Consider the following 17,100-nt stretch of genomic DNA (forward strand, 5'->3'; position numbering starts at 1 on the left):
GCGGTCTCAGGCGCGCTCGAGCACCAGCCGCCCCCTGACATTCCCGGCCCGCAGCCGGTCCAGTGCGGCATTGGCCTGCGCCATCGGCACGGCCTCCACCGGCATGGCGCGCACCTTGCCCTGCTTGACCAGCTCGATCAGCTCCTTGAGCTCGCCGAGATTGCCGACATAGGAGCCGCGCAGGTTGATCGCGCGCAGCACCAGAAGCGGCAGCGACAGCGTGATGTCGCCGCCGAACAGACCGACCACCACATAGGTGCCGGCCTTGCGGATGGCCGCGATGCCGAACTCGGCCGAGGCATGGGCGCCGACGAAGTCGATCGCCGCACCGATGCCGCCGCTCTTCGCCTGCAGCGTCGCCAGTGCGTCGTTGTCGCGGGGATCGACCGCGACGCTGGCGCCACTCGCCAACGCCAGCTCGCGCTTGGCCGGATCGATGTCGGCGACCGCGATGTTCCTGAAGCCCAGCCCCTTGGCGATCTCGAGACCGCTGAGGCCGACGCCGCCGATACCGAGAATCAGCAGCCAGTCGCGATCCCTGGCGATGTCGACCTTGCGCAGCGCGCTGTAGGCGGTGAGACCCGAGCAGGCATAGGTCGCCGCCAGCGTCGGGTCGATGCCGGTGACGTCGACGAGATAGCGCGGATGCGGCACAAGGCACTTCTCGGCATAGCCGCCGGCACGATGGACGCCGATCGAGTTCGGCTTGGCGCAGAGGTTTTCCTCACCGCGCCGGCAGATCTCGCATTCGCCGCAGCCAAGCCAGGGGTGGACCAGGAACGTCTTGCCGATCATGTCGTCGCCGATCGGCGCATCCGGGCCCCTGGCCACCAGGCGACCGAGCACCTCGTGGCCGAGCACCACCGGCGGGGTGACGCCGCGGTCGGCGAGACTGAGCTTCTTGCCGCCGCCGAGATCGTAGTAGCCCTCCTGCAGATGCAGATCGCTGTGGCAGACGCCGCAGCGCGTCACCTCGATCACCACTTCGGTGCCCTTGGGGTGCGGATCAGGCACCGTGATCTCGGCGATCGGCTCACAGAACAGCTTGACGGCATAGGCGCGCATGGGGTTTTCCTCCTCGTTCTTCGTGGCCGCGAACAATGTCCGCGGCGCGAAATGACAGGCGCCACCGGCCAAACGGGCCGGCAGCACTTTCATTCCGAGTATGAAGAGATTTCGATCAGGCTGCCATCCGGATCGCGGCAATACACCGATGCGAGAACGCCGCGCGCGCCCTGCTTGGCGACCGGCCCTTCCGCGATCGCGACGCCGCAGGCCTGCAGATGCCGCACCACCTCGTCCGGCGAGACGGTGGTGAGAAAGCACAGATCGTCGCTGCCCGCGGCCTCGTGATCGGCGGTGAACCACTCGACCTTGCTGGTGCCGATCGGACGCAGATTGATCTTCTGCGGACCGAACACCAGCGAGACCCGTTTGGCCTTGCCCGGCCCGGGATCGAAATCCCGACGCTCCATGCCCAGCACCTTCTGGTACCAGGCCGCGGAGATTTCCACATCGCGGACATTGAGAACGAGGTGATCGAGCGCGGTGACAACGACGGACATCGGCACCTCCTGTCCCTGCTCAGGCCTCGTCGCGGAAGTACGGCTCGACCGGGCCGCTGAGCTTGATGGTCAGGGGATTGCCGAAACGGTCCTTCGACGAGCCGACCGGCACGCGGACCCAGCCCTCGCTGACACAGTATTCCTCGACGTTGTCCTTCTCGACGCCCTTGAAGCGGATGCCGATGTCCCGCGCCAGCACATCGGCATTGTAATAGGGGCTCTTCGGGTCGGTGGACAGGCGGTCCGGAAGCTGGTCGGCCATGACGGGTATCCTCAACGAGACGGCAGTTCGGCCCTGCTTACCCCGCAGCGCCGCCGCTGACAATGTTCCTGCTCTGCTCAGGCGGGGCCATCACCTGCTGCACGCAGCACGGTCAGTCCCTCGCGGTAGGTCGGATACTGCAGCGTCACACCGAGCTCGTCGCGCGTCAGCTGGCTGCGCACCCGCTTGCACTCCATGAAGAAGCTACGGGACATCGGCGGCAGGTTGGCCTCGTCGAACGCAATCTCCGGCGGCGGCACGACACCGCACAGTTCGGCTGCATACGCCACCACGTCCTGCGGCGGCGCCGGCTCGTCGTCGGCGCCGTTGTAGATCGCGCCTGCGCGCGGCCGCGCCAGCGAGGCTTCGACCATCTGCGCCACGTCGGCGACATGGATGCGATTGAACACCTGCCCGGGCTTGACGATCCGCCGCGCCCTGCCCTCGGCGAGCTGCACAAGCTGGTTGCGACCCGGACCATAGATTCCGGACAGGCGGAAGAGCTGCACCGGGATATTGCGATGGGCGCCGAATGCCTGCCACTGCCGCTCCACGGTCAGGCGGTCGCGCGAGCGGCCATCCACTGGCGTCGGCGCGGTGGTCTCGTCGACCCAGCCGCCGCCGTGGTCACCATAGACGCCGACGGTCGAGAGATAGCCGATCCACCGCAGACGCGGCGCCGCGGCGAGATCGTCCGCAAAGATCCGCAGCGCCGGATCCTGGCCGCCGTCCGGCGGCACCGAGATCAGCACGGCATCGCTCGCCACGAGTTCCTCGGCGATCGCCGGATCGCGTTCCTCTCCAGTGAACAGTTGCACGGTCAGGCCACTGTCCGACAGCTGCTCCGCCTTCTCGGCAGTGCGCACGGTTCCACCAACACTGGCGCCGCTGATCAGCAGGCGTTGCGCGATCACCGTCGCCGAATAACCCAGCCCGAAGATGAAGACCCGCATGCCCGTTCCGCTCCTCGCGTTCACGGGCCTGCTATGACAGGAAACGCGGCCGGCGTCGAATGCTCAGCCGAGCCGCAGCGGCCTGCGCCGGCTGATCCTGTAGACCGACGCCGGTGGAACATTGAGCAGCGCACTGCCGATACAGGTCGCTTTCAGGCCGAGACGATCGAGCAGCGGGCGTGGCACCGGGCAGCGCGGACCATAGGTGAACTGGTAAAATGCGCCGCCCGGGCGCAGGTAATTGAATGCGCCGCCGAGGATGGCGAGCACCTTGCGCGGGGTCATGTTGAGCAGCGGCAGGCCGCTCACCACCGCTCCCACCGACTGGTTGTCGAACAGGTTATGCTGGCTGATCTGCCCGGCATCCATCCACAGCACCCGCGCCTCAGGAAAGCGCAGTTGCAACAGCCGCACGAAGTCCGAGCCATACTCGATCAATGCGAGGTTGTTCTGCTGCACGCCGCGCGCCAGCAGCGCCTCGGTGAAAACGCCGGTGCCCGGCCCGAGCTCGATCACCGGCCCGGTGGCGGGACCGACCTCGCTGGTGATCAGTCGGGCCAGCGCCGCGCCGGACGGCGCGATGGCGCCGACCCGGCCCGGCTGCATCACCCAGGCGCGAAAGAAGGAGAACACGTCCTGCGTCGTCATCATCCGGAACTTCCACTGCGATCAGAAAAAGGCGCCGCACGAGCGACGCATGAACTTTCTGACGCAACCAGATGATGTGGACATTGCGATTCGCGGCATGCCCGCAAAAAATCAAAAGCCAGTGGAGCGGATTTGACATTCGCTCCCCACATAGCCGCGAGCCCCGGAAGCGAATGTCAAATCCAAAGCGCCGTCTGAAACGGGATGCGAATGCTAGAATTGGACCACTAGATCACGGTGAACGTCATCCGGAAACAGGCGCCCTTGCCAGGGCCGCTCGACACCGCGATCCGGCCTTTGTGCCGCTGCACGATCTCGCGAACGATGTTGAGCCCGAGTCCGACGCCACGGTTGTGCGCCTGCAGGCGGTGAAACGGCTCGAAGATGCGCTCGTGATGCTCGGCGGCGATGCCCGGCCCCTCGTCGCAGACCGAGATGGCCCCGGACGGCTCGACGTGGATGGTGATGGTGCCCTTGCGCCCGCCATGGGCGATGGCATTCTGCACGAGGTTGATCACCGCCCGCTCGAGCGCCGCCTGATCGCCCAGCACCTGCACTTTGTCGACGTCACAGACAAACGACATGTCGTAGCCCGCCATGATGGCAAGCGGGGCGAGATCGGACGCCACGCGGGCGCCGATGCCGACCAGATCGACCGGCGCCATGTCCTCGGGATGCAGATCGAGGCGCTGCAGATCCAGCAGCTGCTCCGCCAGCGTCGCCAGCCGCGACACGTCCTCCAGCAGGCGCTCCTTGTCACCGCTGTCGATCAACCCCTCCAGTCGCGTCTGCAGGATGGCGATCGGCGTTCGCAGTTCGTGGGCGGCATCGGTGAGAAAACGCTTGTGCCGCTCGTAGCCGTGGTCGAGCCGCCGCAGCGCGCCGTTGAAGGCATCGATCAGCGGAGCGACCTCGGCCGGGACACTGGCCAGCGACAGCCGTGTGCCGCGCCGGTCGAAATCCACCCGCCCGGCCTGCGACGCGGCCTCGCCGAGCCCGACCAGCGCGCGGCGCACCACGACGGGGGTCGCGACCAGCGTCGCCAGCGTCATCAGCAGCAGCGCCGGCAGACCGATCGCGGCGAACAGCATGAGCCCGACCAGCACTGCCTTGCTCAGCGGCATGGTGCCCTGGGTGGCCGTGAGAATCTGGACCGGTCCGGCAGCGGTGGCCACGCGCTTGAAGCGCGCGGCGAAGCGGTCCGGGTCGTCACCGATCTGCCAGCCGAGACGGCCCTGGCTGATGTGATCGAGCGCGCCGCCGATCCCCGCAAAATCCGGCGGCACCACGCCTTCGGTCAGCACATGCCCCTGCTCGTCCCGCACCACGAACCACAGGTCCGGATTGTCGGCGCGCAGCGCGGCGAGCTGCGGCGTCGCGCGCAGCGTCAGCCCGCCGGCGGCATTGCGCACCAGGGCCGCCTGGACCACGTCGATGACGCGGTCCTCGTCGCGGTTGTCCATCAGGTAGCCGGTGCCCCACAGCGTCCCGATCACCAGCACCACCAGCAGCGTCAGCAGCACCGCCTGCAGGGTGACGAGGCGCCAGACGAGACGCGACCGCAGCGAGCGGAGCGGCTGCTCGCTCATCGCGCCAGCTTCAGGAGATAGCCGATGCCCCGGATGGCATGGATCTCGAGCCCGGCATCGGCGTCGGCCAGCTTGCGACGCAGCCGCGACACATGCGTGTCGAGGGCATTCGACTGGATCTCGTCGTCGAAGCTGTAGACCGCCTGCTCCAGCGACGCGCGCTGCACGGTGCGTCCTATCCGGCGCAGCAGCGTCTCCAGCACCAGCAGTTCGCGTCGCGGCAGGCTCAACGCCTCGCTGCCGACCGTCGCGACTCGGTTGTCGAAATCGTATGACAGCCGCCCGGCCTGCATGATGTCGGTGACGACGTCGGCCGGACGGCGCAGGATGGCGCGCAACCGCGCCAGCAGTTCCTCGATGGCGAACGGCTTGGCGAGATAGTCATCGGCCCCGGTGTTCAGCCCCGCCACGCGGTCGGCGAGGTCGCCGCGGGCGGTGAGCACGATGACGGGAATGCCGAGCCCCTTCGCGCGCAGGCGCGGGACGAGGTCGAGGCCGTCGCCATCGGGCAACTGGCGATCGAGCAGGATCGCGCCGTGCACGTCCTCCGTCGCCGCCTCGATGGCGTCGGCGAGGGTGCGCACATGATCGGTCACGATGTCATAGCGCTTGAGCGCGGTTCGCAGCGCTTCCGCCATTTCTGGCTCGTCTTCGACCAGCAAAATTCGCAAGGTGATACGCCAGTGTTGTCCAAAGGTAACTTCTCACATTCACATTACGGCAACATTGCGCAGTGGACATCTGGTCGCACCGGCGGCAAAGTCCGGCCCCCGCCCCTTCTTTCCGGCCGCGACGATGGCCCGGCCCTGTCCATCGACGCAAACCGCGTCGCCGACAACGAGCCACCCGGCTGGAACAACCCTGGATTTAGCCTCAAGGATTTGGCCCATGGATCTGCATCTGCGTGGACGACGCGTCCTCATCACCGGCGCCTCCAAGGGCATCGGCGCGGCCGCCGCCGAGGCGTTCGCCGAGGAGGGCTGCCATCTGCGCCTCGCCGCCCGCAACATTGACGCCCTCGACACCCTCGCCCGCCGCCTGCGCGAGGCACACGGCGTCGAGGTGTCGGTGCATGCCGTCGACCTGCGCCAGTCGGACCAGCTCGCCGCGCTGGCGGCGGCAGCCAGCGATGTCGACGTGCTCGTCAACAATGCCGGCGACATTCCCGGCGGCTCCCTCGACAAGGTCGATGAGGCGACCTGGCGCCACGCCTGGGACCTCAAGGTGTTCGGCTACATCAACCTGACGCGGCTCATCTACGCAGCCATGAAGCAGCGCGGCCATGGCGTGATCATCAACGATATCGGCGCGGCCGGCGAGTGGTTCGATGCCAACTACATCACCGGCAGCGCCGGCAACGCGGCGCTGATGGCGTTCACCCGGGCGCTCGGCGGTCAGAGCCTGAAGGACAACATCCGCGTCGTCGGCATCAATCCCGGCCCGGTCGCCACCGACCGCATCATCGCGCTGTCGAAGCGGCAGGCCGCCGACCGGTTCGGCGACGAGGGCCGCCATGCGGAGATCATGGCCAGCTATCCGCTCGGCCGCGCCGCCAAGCCGCGCGAGATCGCCGACATGATGACGTTCCTGGCGTCCGACCGCTCCGGCTACACCAGCGGCGTGATCATGACCATCGATGGCGGCCTCAGCGCCAGCCGGCGCTGACGAACACGACGCAGGGAGCACTCGCCCATGAAGGCCTACATCTTCGCCACTGGCGGCGCTGCGGTCGCCGACATTCCCGAGCCCGCCGCCCCTCAAGGGCCGCAGGTGCTGATCCGCGTCCATGCCTGCGGCCTGAACCGCGCCGACATCGGCATGACCAAGGGCCATGCTCATGGCGCGGCCGGCGGCCCCGGCACCGTGCTCGGCATGGAATGGGCTGGCGAAGTGGCCGCCGTCGGCCCCGAGGCACGCGGCATCGCGGTCGGCGACCGCGTCATGGGGTCGGGCGCCGCGGCGTTCGCCGACTACACCCTCGCCGATCATGGCCGGCTGTTTCCGATTCCCGGCGGCATGAGCTTCGAGGACGCCGCCACACTGCCGCTGGCGCTGACCACCATGCACAATGCCATCGTCACCAACGGCCTGCTGCAGGCCGGCCAGTCGGTGCTGATCCAGGGCGCGAGCTCCGGCGTCGGACTGATGGCGCTGCAGATCGCCAAACTCAAAGGCGCAAAGCCGGTGATCGGCTCGTCGACCGATGCCACGCGCCGCGGCCAGCTCGGCCGCTTCGGCGCAGACCTTGCGATCGATTCGCGCGATCCTGCCTGGGTCGAGCAGGCGCTCGCGGCCACCGGCGGCCAGGGCGTCGACCTCATCATCGACCAGGTGTCCGGCAAGCTCGCGAGCCAGAACCTGCGCGCCACGAAAGTGCTGGGGCGGATCGTCAATGTCGGCCGCCTCGGCGGCAGCCACGCCGACTTCGACTTCGACACCCACGCCGCGCGGCGCATCACTTATGTCGGGGTCACCTTCCGCACCCGCTCGATCGAGGAGATCCGTGCGATCTTCCGCGCCGTCCGCGACGACATCTGGCCGGCGGTCGAAAACGGCCAGCTGAAGTTGCCGATCGACCGCGTGTTCCCGTTCGCCGACATCGCCGACGCGTTCGCGCACATGGAAGCCAACCGCCATCTCGGCAAGATCGTGGTTCGGCTATGAGCCTTGGATCGCGAATAAGTTGCAAAAGCAAACATTGATGTTGAGTCCGTGCCCATGCGCGGATTCGCGGCTTTGAGGCCGGCGGCGAGGCTGCTAAACCGCCGCCATGAGCACCGCCGCCCCCGCCGTCAAAACCCGTGTCGCCGCCATCTCGATCGTCGCCAGCGCCAGCATGGCCGCGGTCAAGCTGATCGTCGGGCTGGCGATCGGCAGCATCGCGCTGATCTCCGAAGCCCTGCACAGCGGCATCGACCTGATCGCAACCATCATCACCTGGGCGGTCGTCCGCGTCTCCGACAAACCGGCGGACGCCGAGCACCATTACGGTCACGGCAAGCTGGAAAGCCTGTCGGCGCTCGGCGTCATCGCCATGCTCTACATCCTTGCCGGCGGCATCGTGGTGGAGGCATTCAGCCGCCTGCGCGAAGGCACCACCCCGAGCGCGGTCTCGGCGCTGCCCTTCGTGGTGCTGGTGGTCGACATCGCGGTCAATCTCTGGCGCGCCCGCGCGCTGCACCAGACCGCGCGCGACACCAAGAGCCAGGCGCTGGAGGCCGACGCGCTGCACTTCGCCTCCGACGTGTTCGGTTCGGTCGCCGTGATCATCGGCCTTGCGCTGTTCGCCCTCGGCTTTCCCTGGGGCGACGCGGCGGCGGCCCTCGGCGTTGCGGTGATGATCTCGCTGCTCGGCCTGCGCCTCGCCCGTTCCACCATCGAAACCCTGCTCGACCAGGCCCCCAAGGGCGCCGCAGAGACCGCGGAAGCGGCGATCCGGGCCGTTCCCGGCGTGATCGGCATCGAGCGGCTGCGCGTGCGCATGGTCGGCGCCACCCACTTCATCGACGCCACCGTGAAGGTGCCGCGCACCTACCCGATCGACCGCATCGCCATCATGAAGCAGAAGGCCCAGGAGGCCGTGGCAGCCGCGCTGCACGATGCCGACCTCACCTTCACCGCCGAACCGGTCGCCCGCGACAGCGAGACCGTGCGCGACCGCATCATGGTGATCGCCCGCAACCGCGGCCTTGCGATTCACCATGTCACGGTGCACGACCTCGGCGACCAGCTGACCATCAGCATCGACCTCGAGGTCGACGCCGACATGGCGCTGGTCGACGCCCACGGCATCACGCTCCATCTCGAGCAGGCGATTCGCGACGAGTTCGGCGCCGATGTCGAGGTCGATACCCACATCGAGCCGCTCGAGCCGGAGTTGCCCCAGGGCACCAATGCCGCCCCGGAAGAGACCGCCCGCATCCAGCAGGCGCTCGCCGAGATCGCCGCCGACGGCGACGCGATCCACGATGTCCACAATGTCCGCGTGCGCGACACCGACGCCGGCAAGATCGTCAACTTCCACTGCCGGGCCTGCGCCACCATGACCGTGATCGAGGTGCACCGGCATGTCGATGCGATCGAGCGCGCACTGCGGCGCGCATTTCCGAATGTGAAGCGCGTCATCAGCCACGCCGAACCGGAACGCTGAGCGTTCTCGACTCGACACGCACGATTCAACGGCGATCACATCTCCCGACAACAGTTGCACCAACCCGCGCGACACTGGCGATGCGTCGCGTTTGTCATGCGGTGTTCCTGTTTCGGACTCATTGCAGCGACGATTGCGGGCCGCGAATCTCCTTGGGACAACTTTTTTCCTCGTTAATGAATCGTTGACTCTCGACAGGGCGAAAAATCTGGATTCAAATAGCTTCGATTCGGAGTGATGGAGCACATCCTTCCGGTCGTTGGGCGGGTTACATTCCGGAAGGGGGCACGGCATGGTACGCGCACACGCGACGAGCGCGTGCGTCCAATCCGATTCTATCAAAGGATTGGCGCAGTCGATCGCGAAGCCGGCTTACCACCGCCTGCTGATTGCTGAACCTGCGCTGCGGCGCGCTGTTCCCACCCTGATCATCGCCTTCCTCCTGACCATCTGCATCGGAGCGATCGTCCAGGTCGTCGACCAGACCCGACAGAAGCAGACGGCGATGAAACGGGACCTGGTGGCGCTCGCCGACCTGCTGGCGGAGCGCCTCGATCGCTCGGCCGCGGCGCGCTCCGATCGCGCCTCGCTCGATCATGCTGCCGCTTCCGAGCGCCTGCAGAACATGCTGCCCGACCTGATCCCGGCCTGGGGCATCGTCAACGGCCGCCATGTCGTCGTCGCCGGCGCCGAGCAGCGCCTGCTGGCCCATGTCCCGATGGGCACGGCGTCGGAGGAAACCGGAAGCCTGCTCGATTCACTCAACATGCTGCGCCCCGCCGCCGACACGCCGTCACCGATCCTCGAGGTGACCCTCGCCAATGGCGCCCATGCCCTCGTGACCCAGCGTCCGATCCGCTCGCTGGGCGGCCAGGCCATCGTGGTGCAGGAGCAGACCGACTCGCTGTGGCGATCGGACGCCGCGCTCTCGATCACGCTGTCCGCCACCACCGGCTTCGTGGTGCTGATCCTCGGCTTCGCCTTCCATTGGCAGTCAACGCGGGCCCGCGAGGGCGACATCATCAACGACGCCGTGCGCAGCCGCATCGACACCGCGCTCAACCGTGGTCGCTGCGGCCTGTGGGACTGGGACCTGTCGCGCGGCAAGATCTTCTGGTCGCAATCGATGTTCACCCTGCTGGGGCTGGAGAGCCGCAGCGACCTGATGACCTTCGGCGAAGTCAACGCGCTGGTGAACTCCGACGACATCGACCTGTTCGAGACCGCCAACCAGCTGCTGTCCGGCGAGATCAACTGCATCGACCACACCTTCCGGATGCACCACGCCGGCGGCCACTGGATCTGGCTGCGGGTGCGCTGCGAGCTCGCCAGCGGCAGCGAAGGCGAGATCCACCTGATCGGCATCGCCGTCGACATCACCGAGCAGAAGAGCCTGGCGGAAAAGACCATCGAGGCCGACCTGCGGCTGCGCGACGCCATCGAGACCATCCCGGAATCATTCGTGCTGTGGGACGCCGACAACCGCCTCGTTCTCTGCAACTCCTACTTCCAGCGCCTGCACCAGTTGCCCGACTCGGCGGTGATCCCCGGCACGCCCTATGAGACGGTAAGCGAGGTCGGCCGCACGCCCGAGGTCCGCACGCGGCTGCGCGAGGCCAATGTACTCGCCCCCGGCGCCCGTACCTTCGAGGCCCAGCTCGACGACGGCAGCTGGCTGAATATCAGCGAGCGGCGCACCAAGGACGGCGGCTACGTCTCGGTCGGCACCGACATCTCCCAGATCAAGCGCCACGAGCAAAAGCTGGTCGAGAACGACCTGCGCCTGCGCGCCACCGTCGACGACCTCAAGCGCACCCAGCTGACGCTGGAGCGCCAGGCCCAGGAACTCGCCGACCTCGCCCAGAAATACGCCGAGGAAAAGACCCGCGCCGAGGAAGCCAACCAGACCAAGTCGAAATTCCTCGCCAACATGAGCCACGAGCTGCGCACGCCGCTCAACGCCATCATCGGCTTCTCCGAGATCATGGGCAGCGGCATGTTCGGCCGGCTCGGCTCGGAGAAGTACCAGGAATACTGCCACGACATCCTGACCAGCGGCCGCTACCTGCTGGAGGTGATCAACGACATCCTCGACATGTCGAAGATCGAGGCCGGCCGCATGAAGCTCGACCTCGAGCCGCTCGACCTCGGCCAGACATTGGCGGAGTCGCTGAGGGTGGTGTCCGGCCGCGCGCAGGACAAGAAGCTCGCGCTGAAAGCGGAGATCGTCGGCGGCGTCACCGTCACCGCCGATCGCCGCGCCATGAAGCAGATCGCCATCAACCTGCTGTCGAACGCGGTCAAGTTCACCCCTGACGGCGGCAGCGTCACGGTGCGCAGCCGCGCCCTTCCCGACCGCGTCGTGCTGATGATCGCCGACACCGGCATCGGCATCACCCGGCAGTCGCTGACGCGGCTGGGACGCCCGTTCGAGCAGGTCGAGAGCCAGCTGACCAAGACCTACCACGGCTCTGGGCTGGGCCTTGCGATCGCGAAATCCCTGACCAAGCTGCACGGTGGATCGATGCGGCTGCGCTCCAAGATCGGCTCCGGCACCGTGGTATATGTCACCGTGCCGCGTGACAGCGCGGAACAGCCGCCCAAGAACGGCATGACCGCCGCGGCGGCTTAACCCTTCGCCGCCAGCAGCTCCAGCAGGATCTGCCGCACCTCCGCCTGGGTCTCCCGCACCCGCGCTTCCAGCACCGAAAAATTCGGCACGTCGCCCGCCCGCGCCATGATCCGCAGCAGGTCCTCGCCAGCCGTTGCCGGCTGGAACTTGGCACTGACGCACAGCCGCAGGATCTGCGTCAGGTCATGGTAGAGCCGCGTCGCCGTGCGCAGCACGTCGGCGGTCGCCGACGGCAGAATGCCGAGCCGGGCGGCATGGTCGAGCACCTGCACGGTGCTGACGCTGAGGATATCGGGATGCGCCGCGGCGTGGACCAGTTGCAGGTACTGCGCGATGAACTCGATATCGACGAGGCCGCCGGAGGCGTATTTCAGATCCCAGATATCGTCCTCGCCCTTCTCCTCGCCGATCGCCTGGCGCATCTCCAGCACGTCGCTGGCGATGATGACGAGATCGCGCGGGCGCGTCAGCACCGCGCGGATGGTCGCCTCGATACGCGCCTTCAGCGCCGGCGAAGACGAGATCACCCGGGCGCGGGTCAGCGCCATGTGCTCCCAGGTCCAGGCTTCGTGCTCCTGATAGTCGGCAAAGGCATCGATGCGCGAGGCCACGGGACCGGCGCGTCCCGACGGGCGCAGCCGCATGTCGATGTCGTAGAGCACGCCGTAGTTGGTGCGCGTGGTGAAGGCGCTGATCAGCCGCTGGGTCAGGCGGGCGAAATACTGCGGGCCATGGAGCGAGCGTTCGCCGTCGGAATCGGGAGCGGCGTCGTCGAAGTCGTAGATCAGGATCAGGTCGAGGTCGGACGACGCCGTCATCTCGCGGCTGCCGAGCTTGCCCATGGCGAGGATCGCGGTCTCCTGACCCTTGATGCGCCCGTACTGGCCGGCGAACTGATCCTCGACAAGCCCGTGCACCGTGCGCACGATGCCTTCGGCCACATCGGCGAAGGCGACACTGGCATGCTGCGCCGACACCGTGCCCGACAGGATGCGGGCGCCGATCAGGAACAGGCTCTCCTGGCCGAACAATCGCAGCCGGTCGAGGAACTCCTCATAGAGGCCGGCGTCGGCGAGCGTCGCGGCGAGGCGCTCGGAAATCTCGCGCTGGTCCGGCATGGCGCCGAAGAACCGCGGATCGATCAGGCCGTCCATGATCTGCGGCTGCCGCGCCAGCATGTCGCCGAGCCGCGGCGCCGCGCCGAGGATCAGCGCCACCAGTTCGACGAGGTCGCTGTTCTGGCTGAGCAGCGTGATCAGCCGGCCGCCGCGCTGCAGGGCCTGCAGGAAGCGGTCGAACGCCATCACGGCGGCGTCCGGATCCTCGGCCTTGGCGAGCCCGGCGATCAGCGACGGCACGAACGCCTCGAACGCCTGCCGCGTGGTCTCGACCCGCAGCGCGCGATAGTCGCCCTTGAACCACTCCTGCAGCGTACCCGCGACCATCTTCGGGGTCTTGAAGCCAAGCGCGAGCAAGCGCTCCAGCAGCCGCGCGTCCTCCGCGCCCGCGCCGTAGTCGACCGTGGGCTCGGTGACCGAGTTGGCGGGATCGCCCTCGAACAGCTTGCTGTAGTGCCCCTGCACGCAATTGAGCTGCGCCAGCAGGTCCTGCGAGAAGTGATCGCGGCTCTCATAGCCGAAGAAGCGGGCAAAGCGCGCGATCGCTTCCGGCTCTTCCGGCAGCGTGTGGGTCTGCTCGTCCGCGATCATCTGCAGGCGGTGCTCGACCCGGCGCAGGAAGTCATAGGCCGCGGTCAGCTCGTCGCGGGCCTCGGTGGTGATCCAGCCGGTCTCGGCGAGGATGGCGAGGGCCTCCAGCGTCGGCCGCACACGCAGCTCGGGATGGCGGCCGCCGGCGATGAGCTGCTGGGTCTGGGCGAAGAACTCGATCTCGCGGATGCCGCCGCGGCCGACCTTGACGTTATGGCCCTCGACCGCGATCTCGGCATGGCCCTTGAACGCCTGCATCTGCCGCTTCATGTCGTGGACGTCGGCGAGCGCGGCGAAGTCGAGATGCTTGCGCCACACGAACGGCGCAATCTCCGCCACCAGCGCGTCGCCGGCGACGAGGTCGCCGGCGCAGGGCCGCGCCTTGATCATCGCCGCGCGCTCCCAGGTGCGCCCTTCCCGCTCATAGTAATGCAGCGCCGCCGCGGTCGAGATCGCGACCGGCGTCGAGGCGGGGTCGGGCCGCAGCCGCAGGTCGACCCGGAAGACATAGCCGTCGGCGGTGCGCTGCTGCAGGATGCGCGCCATCGCCTGGGTCGCGCGCACGAAGAACGGCTGCGGCTCGATGTCCGGCACCAGGGTCGGCGCCTCCAGATCGAAGAACACGATCAGGTCGATGTCGCTGGAGTAGTTGAGTTCCCCCGCCCCCATCTTGCCCATGGCGAGCACCACGAGGCCGCTGCCTTCCTCGGCATGGTCGGCGACCGGCGGCAGCAGGCGTCCCCGCGCTGCCTCCTGGGTGAGAACGAAGCGCAGCGCGGATTGCACCGATGTGACGGCGATGTCGGTGAGCGCCTGGGTCACCTGCATCACCGGCCACACGCCGCCGATATCACACAGCGCGATCAGCAGCGCGGCCTCGGACTTCATCCGGCGCAGCAGCTGCATCACGCCGGCCTCGTCCTCGGCGATCGGCGCGGCCGCAGCGGTGCGGGTGATCAGGGCGGCGAGGTGGTCTTGCGGCTCGCACTGCAGGAGCCGCAGTACGCGGGCCGCATCGGCACGGGCCAGATCGAACAGGTAGGGCGAAGCCTCGGCAATGCTCTCGAAAATAGTCCGCGCCGACGGACGGGCGGAAAACACCTGTCCGATCTCGGCCGCTGTCTCCGGCGCAACCTCCGCCAGCCAGTCGTCGAGACGCTGCCGCGCCGCCTCCGCATCGGAGAGGTGCGGCACGCTGACAAAACACGCTGCGAGACTGATCATCTCCGCGTCGGCCTTCGCGGCTGAAATCATGCCGTCTTTTGTTCCAGCGGCGACGGAATTGCAAGCTTGGCGACAGCCGCCGCCGGGATCACCAAGGTGGCGCGCAGGCCAGGCTCACTGTCGCCGAGCCTGAGTACGCCGCCGTGCAAGGTGGCGACCGCCGACGCAAGGCTGAGGCCCAGTCCCGAGCCAGGTTGGGTGCGGCTGGCCTCGAGGCGCACAAAGCGCTCCACCGCCCGCGCCCGGTCGGCTGGCGGAATGCCAGGGCCATGGTCGGTCACGCTGAGCAGCACGTCATCGCCCTGACGCGATGCCGAGATCACGATGTCGGGGCATGCCGGTGTCGCAGCGGACGAGGACTGCGCCGCTGCGGCGGGAGCGCCATACTTGATCGCGTTCTCGACCAGGTTCGCCAGTGCCTGGCTGACCAGCTCGCGGTTGCCGTGCAACGGCGCGGTTTCCGCCTCCACCGCCAGCGTCAGCCCCTTGTCCTCCGCCAGCGGCTCGTAAAGCTCGTGAATTCCGTGCACGACCTCGGCAGCATCGAAATCCACCATGCCGCCGCGGGCCTGGCCGGATTCGGCGCGCGCGATCATCAGCAGCGCGTTGAAGGTGCGGATCAGCCCGTCCGACTCCTCGATGGTGCGCTCCAGCGCCGCGCGATACTCGGCCTCGTTGCTGGCACGCGCCAGTGCCTCCTCGGCGCGGTTGCGCAGCCGCGTCAGCGGTGTCTTGAGGTCGTGGGCGATGTTGTCGGAAACTTCCTTGAGGCCCGCCATTAGCATCTCGATGCGCTCGAGCATGGCATTGAGATTTTCAGCAAGGCGATCGATTTCGTCGCCACTGCGCCCGACCGGGAGGCGTTCGCTGAGATCGCCGGCCATGATGCGTTGCGTGGTGCCGGTCATTGCGTCGATACGCCGCAGCACCCGCCGCGCGACGAAGATGCCGCCGGCAAGGCCGAGCACCACCACGATCAGTACCGACCACTGCGCGGCTGAGGCCACGATGCCGAAGATCCGCCGCCGCTCCTCGAGGTCGCGCCCGATCAGCAGGCGGAACCCGCCCGACATCTCGGACACCCGCACCAAGGCGCGGTGGTCGAAATTATCCTGCTCGTCGAGGCGGCGGTACATCGTCTCGGACCAGCCGAGATGGCTCATCACGCCGGGCGCCAGCGAGCCGACATTGCCGGCGAGCGCCTGCCCCGTCGACGTGGTGATCAGGTAGAGGTTGGCGCCCGGCCGCAGGGCGCGGTTTTCAATGGCGTAGATCAGCCCGCGCAGGCCTCCTCGCGTGTACTCGTCGTTCATCTCGATGAAATCGGAGTTCACCGTGCTGGTGATCTGCTCGGTGACCAGGCGGCGCGTATTCCAGGCGAAGTATCCGAGCAGCGACGCTGCGAACACTGCGAACAGCAGCAGATAGACCAGCGTCAACCGGAATGCGGTCGTCCTGATCAGCTTGCCGAAGGCAGTCACCGCAGCCCGTCGCGGATCATGTATCCCGCGCCGCGGATGGTGTGCAGCAGCGGCCGGCTGAAACCCTTGTCGATCTTGGAGCGCAGCCGCGAGATGTGCACGTCGATCACGTTGGTCTGCGGATCGAAGTGATAGTCCCAGACATTCTCGAGCAGCATGGTGCGGGTCACGACCTGCCCTGCATGCTTCATCAGGTACTCGAGCAGCCGGAACTCGCGCGGCTGCAGCGTCAGTTCGTCCTGCCCGCGCGTCACGCGGTGCGACAGGCGGTCGAGCTCGAGGTCCCCGACGCGATAGACCGTGTCCTCTGACGGCCCGCTGTTGCGGCGTGACAGCACCTCGACGCGGGCGAGCAGCTCGGCGAACGAATAGGGCTTGGGCAGATAGTCGTCGCCGCCGGCGCGCAAGCCTTTGACTCGATCGTCGACCTGCCCCAGCGCGGACAGAATCAGCGCCGGCGTGCGATTGCCCTTGCCGCGCAACGTACCGATCACCGACAGGCCATCGCGCTTGGGCAGCATGCGATCCACGATCAGGACGTCGTAGTCGCCGCTCTCGGCGAGCGAAAGCCCCTCCTCGCCATCGCCTGCGAGCTCGGCGACATGCCCGACCTCGCGAAACGCCTTCACGAGATAGTCCGCCGACTCGCGGTCATCTTCAATAATCAGCAGACGCATATGGGGTTCGGTCACGGTCAACAACGGTTCGCCTTCCTCACCATGGCGCGCGGATCGGCCTCATGCAAGACCGCGCCGCCCGACACCAGGACAACACATGCTGCGACAGGCAACGGGCGGCGAAGCTTGGGGGAACCTCACCGCCCGTCCCGGAGCTTCCGACGGAGGGGGGCAAGGTCCACCGGAAGGAATGTCGGTGGGGGACGGACT

14 protein-coding genes are annotated in these 17,100 nt (G+C 67.4%); 4 read left to right on the forward strand and 10 right to left on the reverse strand.

Annotation, left to right across the window (positions count from 1 at the left end; genetic code table 11):
- Positions 1-6 precede the first annotated feature (6 nt).
- From AB4Z37_RS14450 to AB4Z37_RS14480, 7 genes are all read right to left on the reverse strand, one after another.
- Positions 7-1,065 (reverse strand): alcohol dehydrogenase, encoded by a 1,059-nt coding sequence (locus AB4Z37_RS14450; protein ID WP_441517423.1) that lies wholly within the window; start codon positions 1,063-1,065, stop codon positions 7-9.
- Between the two features lie 89 nt (positions 1,066-1,154).
- Positions 1,155-1,565, reverse strand: a complete 411-nt coding sequence (locus AB4Z37_RS14455; protein WP_441517424.1) for a VOC family protein — start codon at positions 1,563-1,565, stop codon at positions 1,155-1,157.
- Positions 1,566-1,584: 19 nt separating this feature from the next.
- Positions 1,585-1,827, reverse strand: coding sequence for a DUF3297 family protein (locus tag AB4Z37_RS14460; protein WP_441517425.1), 243 nt, complete (start codon positions 1,825-1,827; stop codon positions 1,585-1,587).
- Between the two features lie 77 nt (positions 1,828-1,904).
- Positions 1,905-2,780, reverse strand: coding sequence for an SDR family oxidoreductase (locus AB4Z37_RS14465; protein ID WP_441517426.1), 876 nt, complete (start codon positions 2,778-2,780; stop codon positions 1,905-1,907).
- Between the two features lie 63 nt (positions 2,781-2,843).
- Positions 2,844-3,431, reverse strand: a complete 588-nt coding sequence (locus AB4Z37_RS14470) for a class I SAM-dependent methyltransferase (RefSeq protein ID WP_441517427.1) — start codon at positions 3,429-3,431, stop codon at positions 2,844-2,846.
- Between the two features lie 224 nt (positions 3,432-3,655).
- Positions 3,656-5,017 (reverse strand): sensor histidine kinase, encoded by a 1,362-nt coding sequence (locus tag AB4Z37_RS14475; protein WP_441517428.1) that lies wholly within the window; start codon positions 5,015-5,017, stop codon positions 3,656-3,658.
- Positions 5,014-5,688 (reverse strand): response regulator transcription factor, encoded by a 675-nt coding sequence (locus tag AB4Z37_RS14480; RefSeq protein WP_441517429.1) that lies wholly within the window; start codon positions 5,686-5,688, stop codon positions 5,014-5,016. Before AB4Z37_RS14480 ends, AB4Z37_RS14475 begins: the two co-directional genes overlap by 4 nt.
- Before the next feature lie 217 nt (positions 5,689-5,905).
- On the opposite strand from AB4Z37_RS14480, the gene AB4Z37_RS14485 reads away from it, so the two are divergent.
- The 4 genes from AB4Z37_RS14485 (at position 5,906) to AB4Z37_RS14500 (ending at position 11,799) form a co-directional block, all read left to right on the forward strand.
- Complete coding sequence (locus tag AB4Z37_RS14485; RefSeq protein ID WP_441517430.1) at positions 5,906-6,682, forward strand: SDR family oxidoreductase; 777 nt, start codon at positions 5,906-5,908, stop codon at positions 6,680-6,682.
- Between the two features lie 27 nt (positions 6,683-6,709).
- Positions 6,710-7,681: a zinc-binding dehydrogenase gene (locus tag AB4Z37_RS14490; protein ID WP_441517431.1), complete on the forward strand. Its 972-nt coding sequence runs from the start codon at positions 6,710-6,712 to the stop codon at positions 7,679-7,681.
- A 106-nt stretch (positions 7,682-7,787) separates the two neighbouring features.
- Positions 7,788-9,167 carry a cation-efflux pump gene (locus AB4Z37_RS14495; protein WP_441517432.1) on the forward strand — a complete coding sequence of 460 codons (1,380 nt, stop codon included), beginning with the start codon at positions 7,788-7,790 and terminating at the stop codon, positions 9,165-9,167.
- Positions 9,168-9,459: 292 nt separating this feature from the next.
- Positions 9,460-11,799: a PAS domain-containing sensor histidine kinase gene (locus tag AB4Z37_RS14500; protein ID WP_441517433.1), complete on the forward strand. Its 2,340-nt coding sequence runs from the start codon at positions 9,460-9,462 to the stop codon at positions 11,797-11,799.
- On the opposite strand, the gene AB4Z37_RS14505 is transcribed toward AB4Z37_RS14500, so the two are convergent.
- Genes AB4Z37_RS14505 through AB4Z37_RS14515 form a run of 3 tightly spaced genes read right to left on the reverse strand, consistent with a single transcriptional unit; the run spans position 11,796 to position 16,890 of the window.
- Positions 11,796-14,762, reverse strand: a complete 2,967-nt coding sequence (locus AB4Z37_RS14505) for a bifunctional [glutamine synthetase] adenylyltransferase/[glutamine synthetase]-adenylyl-L-tyrosine phosphorylase (RefSeq protein WP_441517434.1) — start codon at positions 14,760-14,762, stop codon at positions 11,796-11,798. The genes AB4Z37_RS14500 and AB4Z37_RS14505 overlap by 4 nt on opposite strands.
- On the reverse strand, positions 14,759-16,213 hold the full coding sequence (locus AB4Z37_RS14510; RefSeq protein ID WP_441517435.1) for a sensor histidine kinase: 1,455 nt from the start codon (positions 16,211-16,213) through the stop codon (positions 14,759-14,761). Before AB4Z37_RS14510 ends, AB4Z37_RS14505 begins: the two co-directional genes overlap by 4 nt.
- Positions 16,210-16,890 carry a response regulator transcription factor gene (locus AB4Z37_RS14515; protein WP_441517436.1) on the reverse strand — a complete coding sequence of 227 codons (681 nt, stop codon included), beginning with the start codon at positions 16,888-16,890 and terminating at the stop codon, positions 16,210-16,212. Before AB4Z37_RS14515 ends, AB4Z37_RS14510 begins: the two co-directional genes overlap by 4 nt.
- Between the last annotated feature and the right edge of the window lie 210 nt (positions 16,891-17,100).

It is taken from the genome of Bradyrhizobium sp. 2TAF24 (genome assembly GCF_052115025.1).
Classification (GTDB): Bacteria; Pseudomonadota; Alphaproteobacteria; order Rhizobiales; family Xanthobacteraceae; genus Bradyrhizobium_A.

Coding starts and splice junctions, on each gene's coding strand:
- AB4Z37_RS14450 (WP_441517423.1), bottom strand. CDS start 1,065: ATGCGCGCCTATGCCGTCAAGCTGTTCTGTGAGCCGATCGCCGAGATC.
- AB4Z37_RS14455 (WP_441517424.1), bottom strand. CDS start 1,565: ATGTCCGTCGTTGTCACCGCGCTCGATCACCTCGTTCTCAATGTCCGC.
- AB4Z37_RS14460 (WP_441517425.1), bottom strand. CDS start 1,827: ATGGCCGACCAGCTTCCGGACCGCCTGTCCACCGACCCGAAGAGCCCC.
- AB4Z37_RS14465 (WP_441517426.1), bottom strand. CDS start 2,780: ATGCGGGTCTTCATCTTCGGGCTGGGTTATTCGGCGACGGTGATCGCG.
- AB4Z37_RS14470 (WP_441517427.1), bottom strand. CDS start 3,431: ATGATGACGACGCAGGACGTGTTCTCCTTCTTTCGCGCCTGGGTGATG.
- AB4Z37_RS14475 (WP_441517428.1), bottom strand. CDS start 5,017: ATGAGCGAGCAGCCGCTCCGCTCGCTGCGGTCGCGTCTCGTCTGGCGC.
- AB4Z37_RS14485 (WP_441517430.1), top strand. CDS start 5,906: ATGGATCTGCATCTGCGTGGACGACGCGTCCTCATCACCGGCGCCTCC.
- AB4Z37_RS14490 (WP_441517431.1), top strand. CDS start 6,710: ATGAAGGCCTACATCTTCGCCACTGGCGGCGCTGCGGTCGCCGACATT.
- AB4Z37_RS14495 (WP_441517432.1), top strand. CDS start 7,788: ATGAGCACCGCCGCCCCCGCCGTCAAAACCCGTGTCGCCGCCATCTCG.
- AB4Z37_RS14500 (WP_441517433.1), top strand. CDS start 9,460: ATGGTACGCGCACACGCGACGAGCGCGTGCGTCCAATCCGATTCTATC.
- AB4Z37_RS14505 (WP_441517434.1), bottom strand. CDS start 14,762: ATGATTTCAGCCGCGAAGGCCGACGCGGAGATGATCAGTCTCGCAGCG.
- AB4Z37_RS14515 (WP_441517436.1), bottom strand. CDS start 16,890: ATGCGTCTGCTGATTATTGAAGATGACCGCGAGTCGGCGGACTATCTC.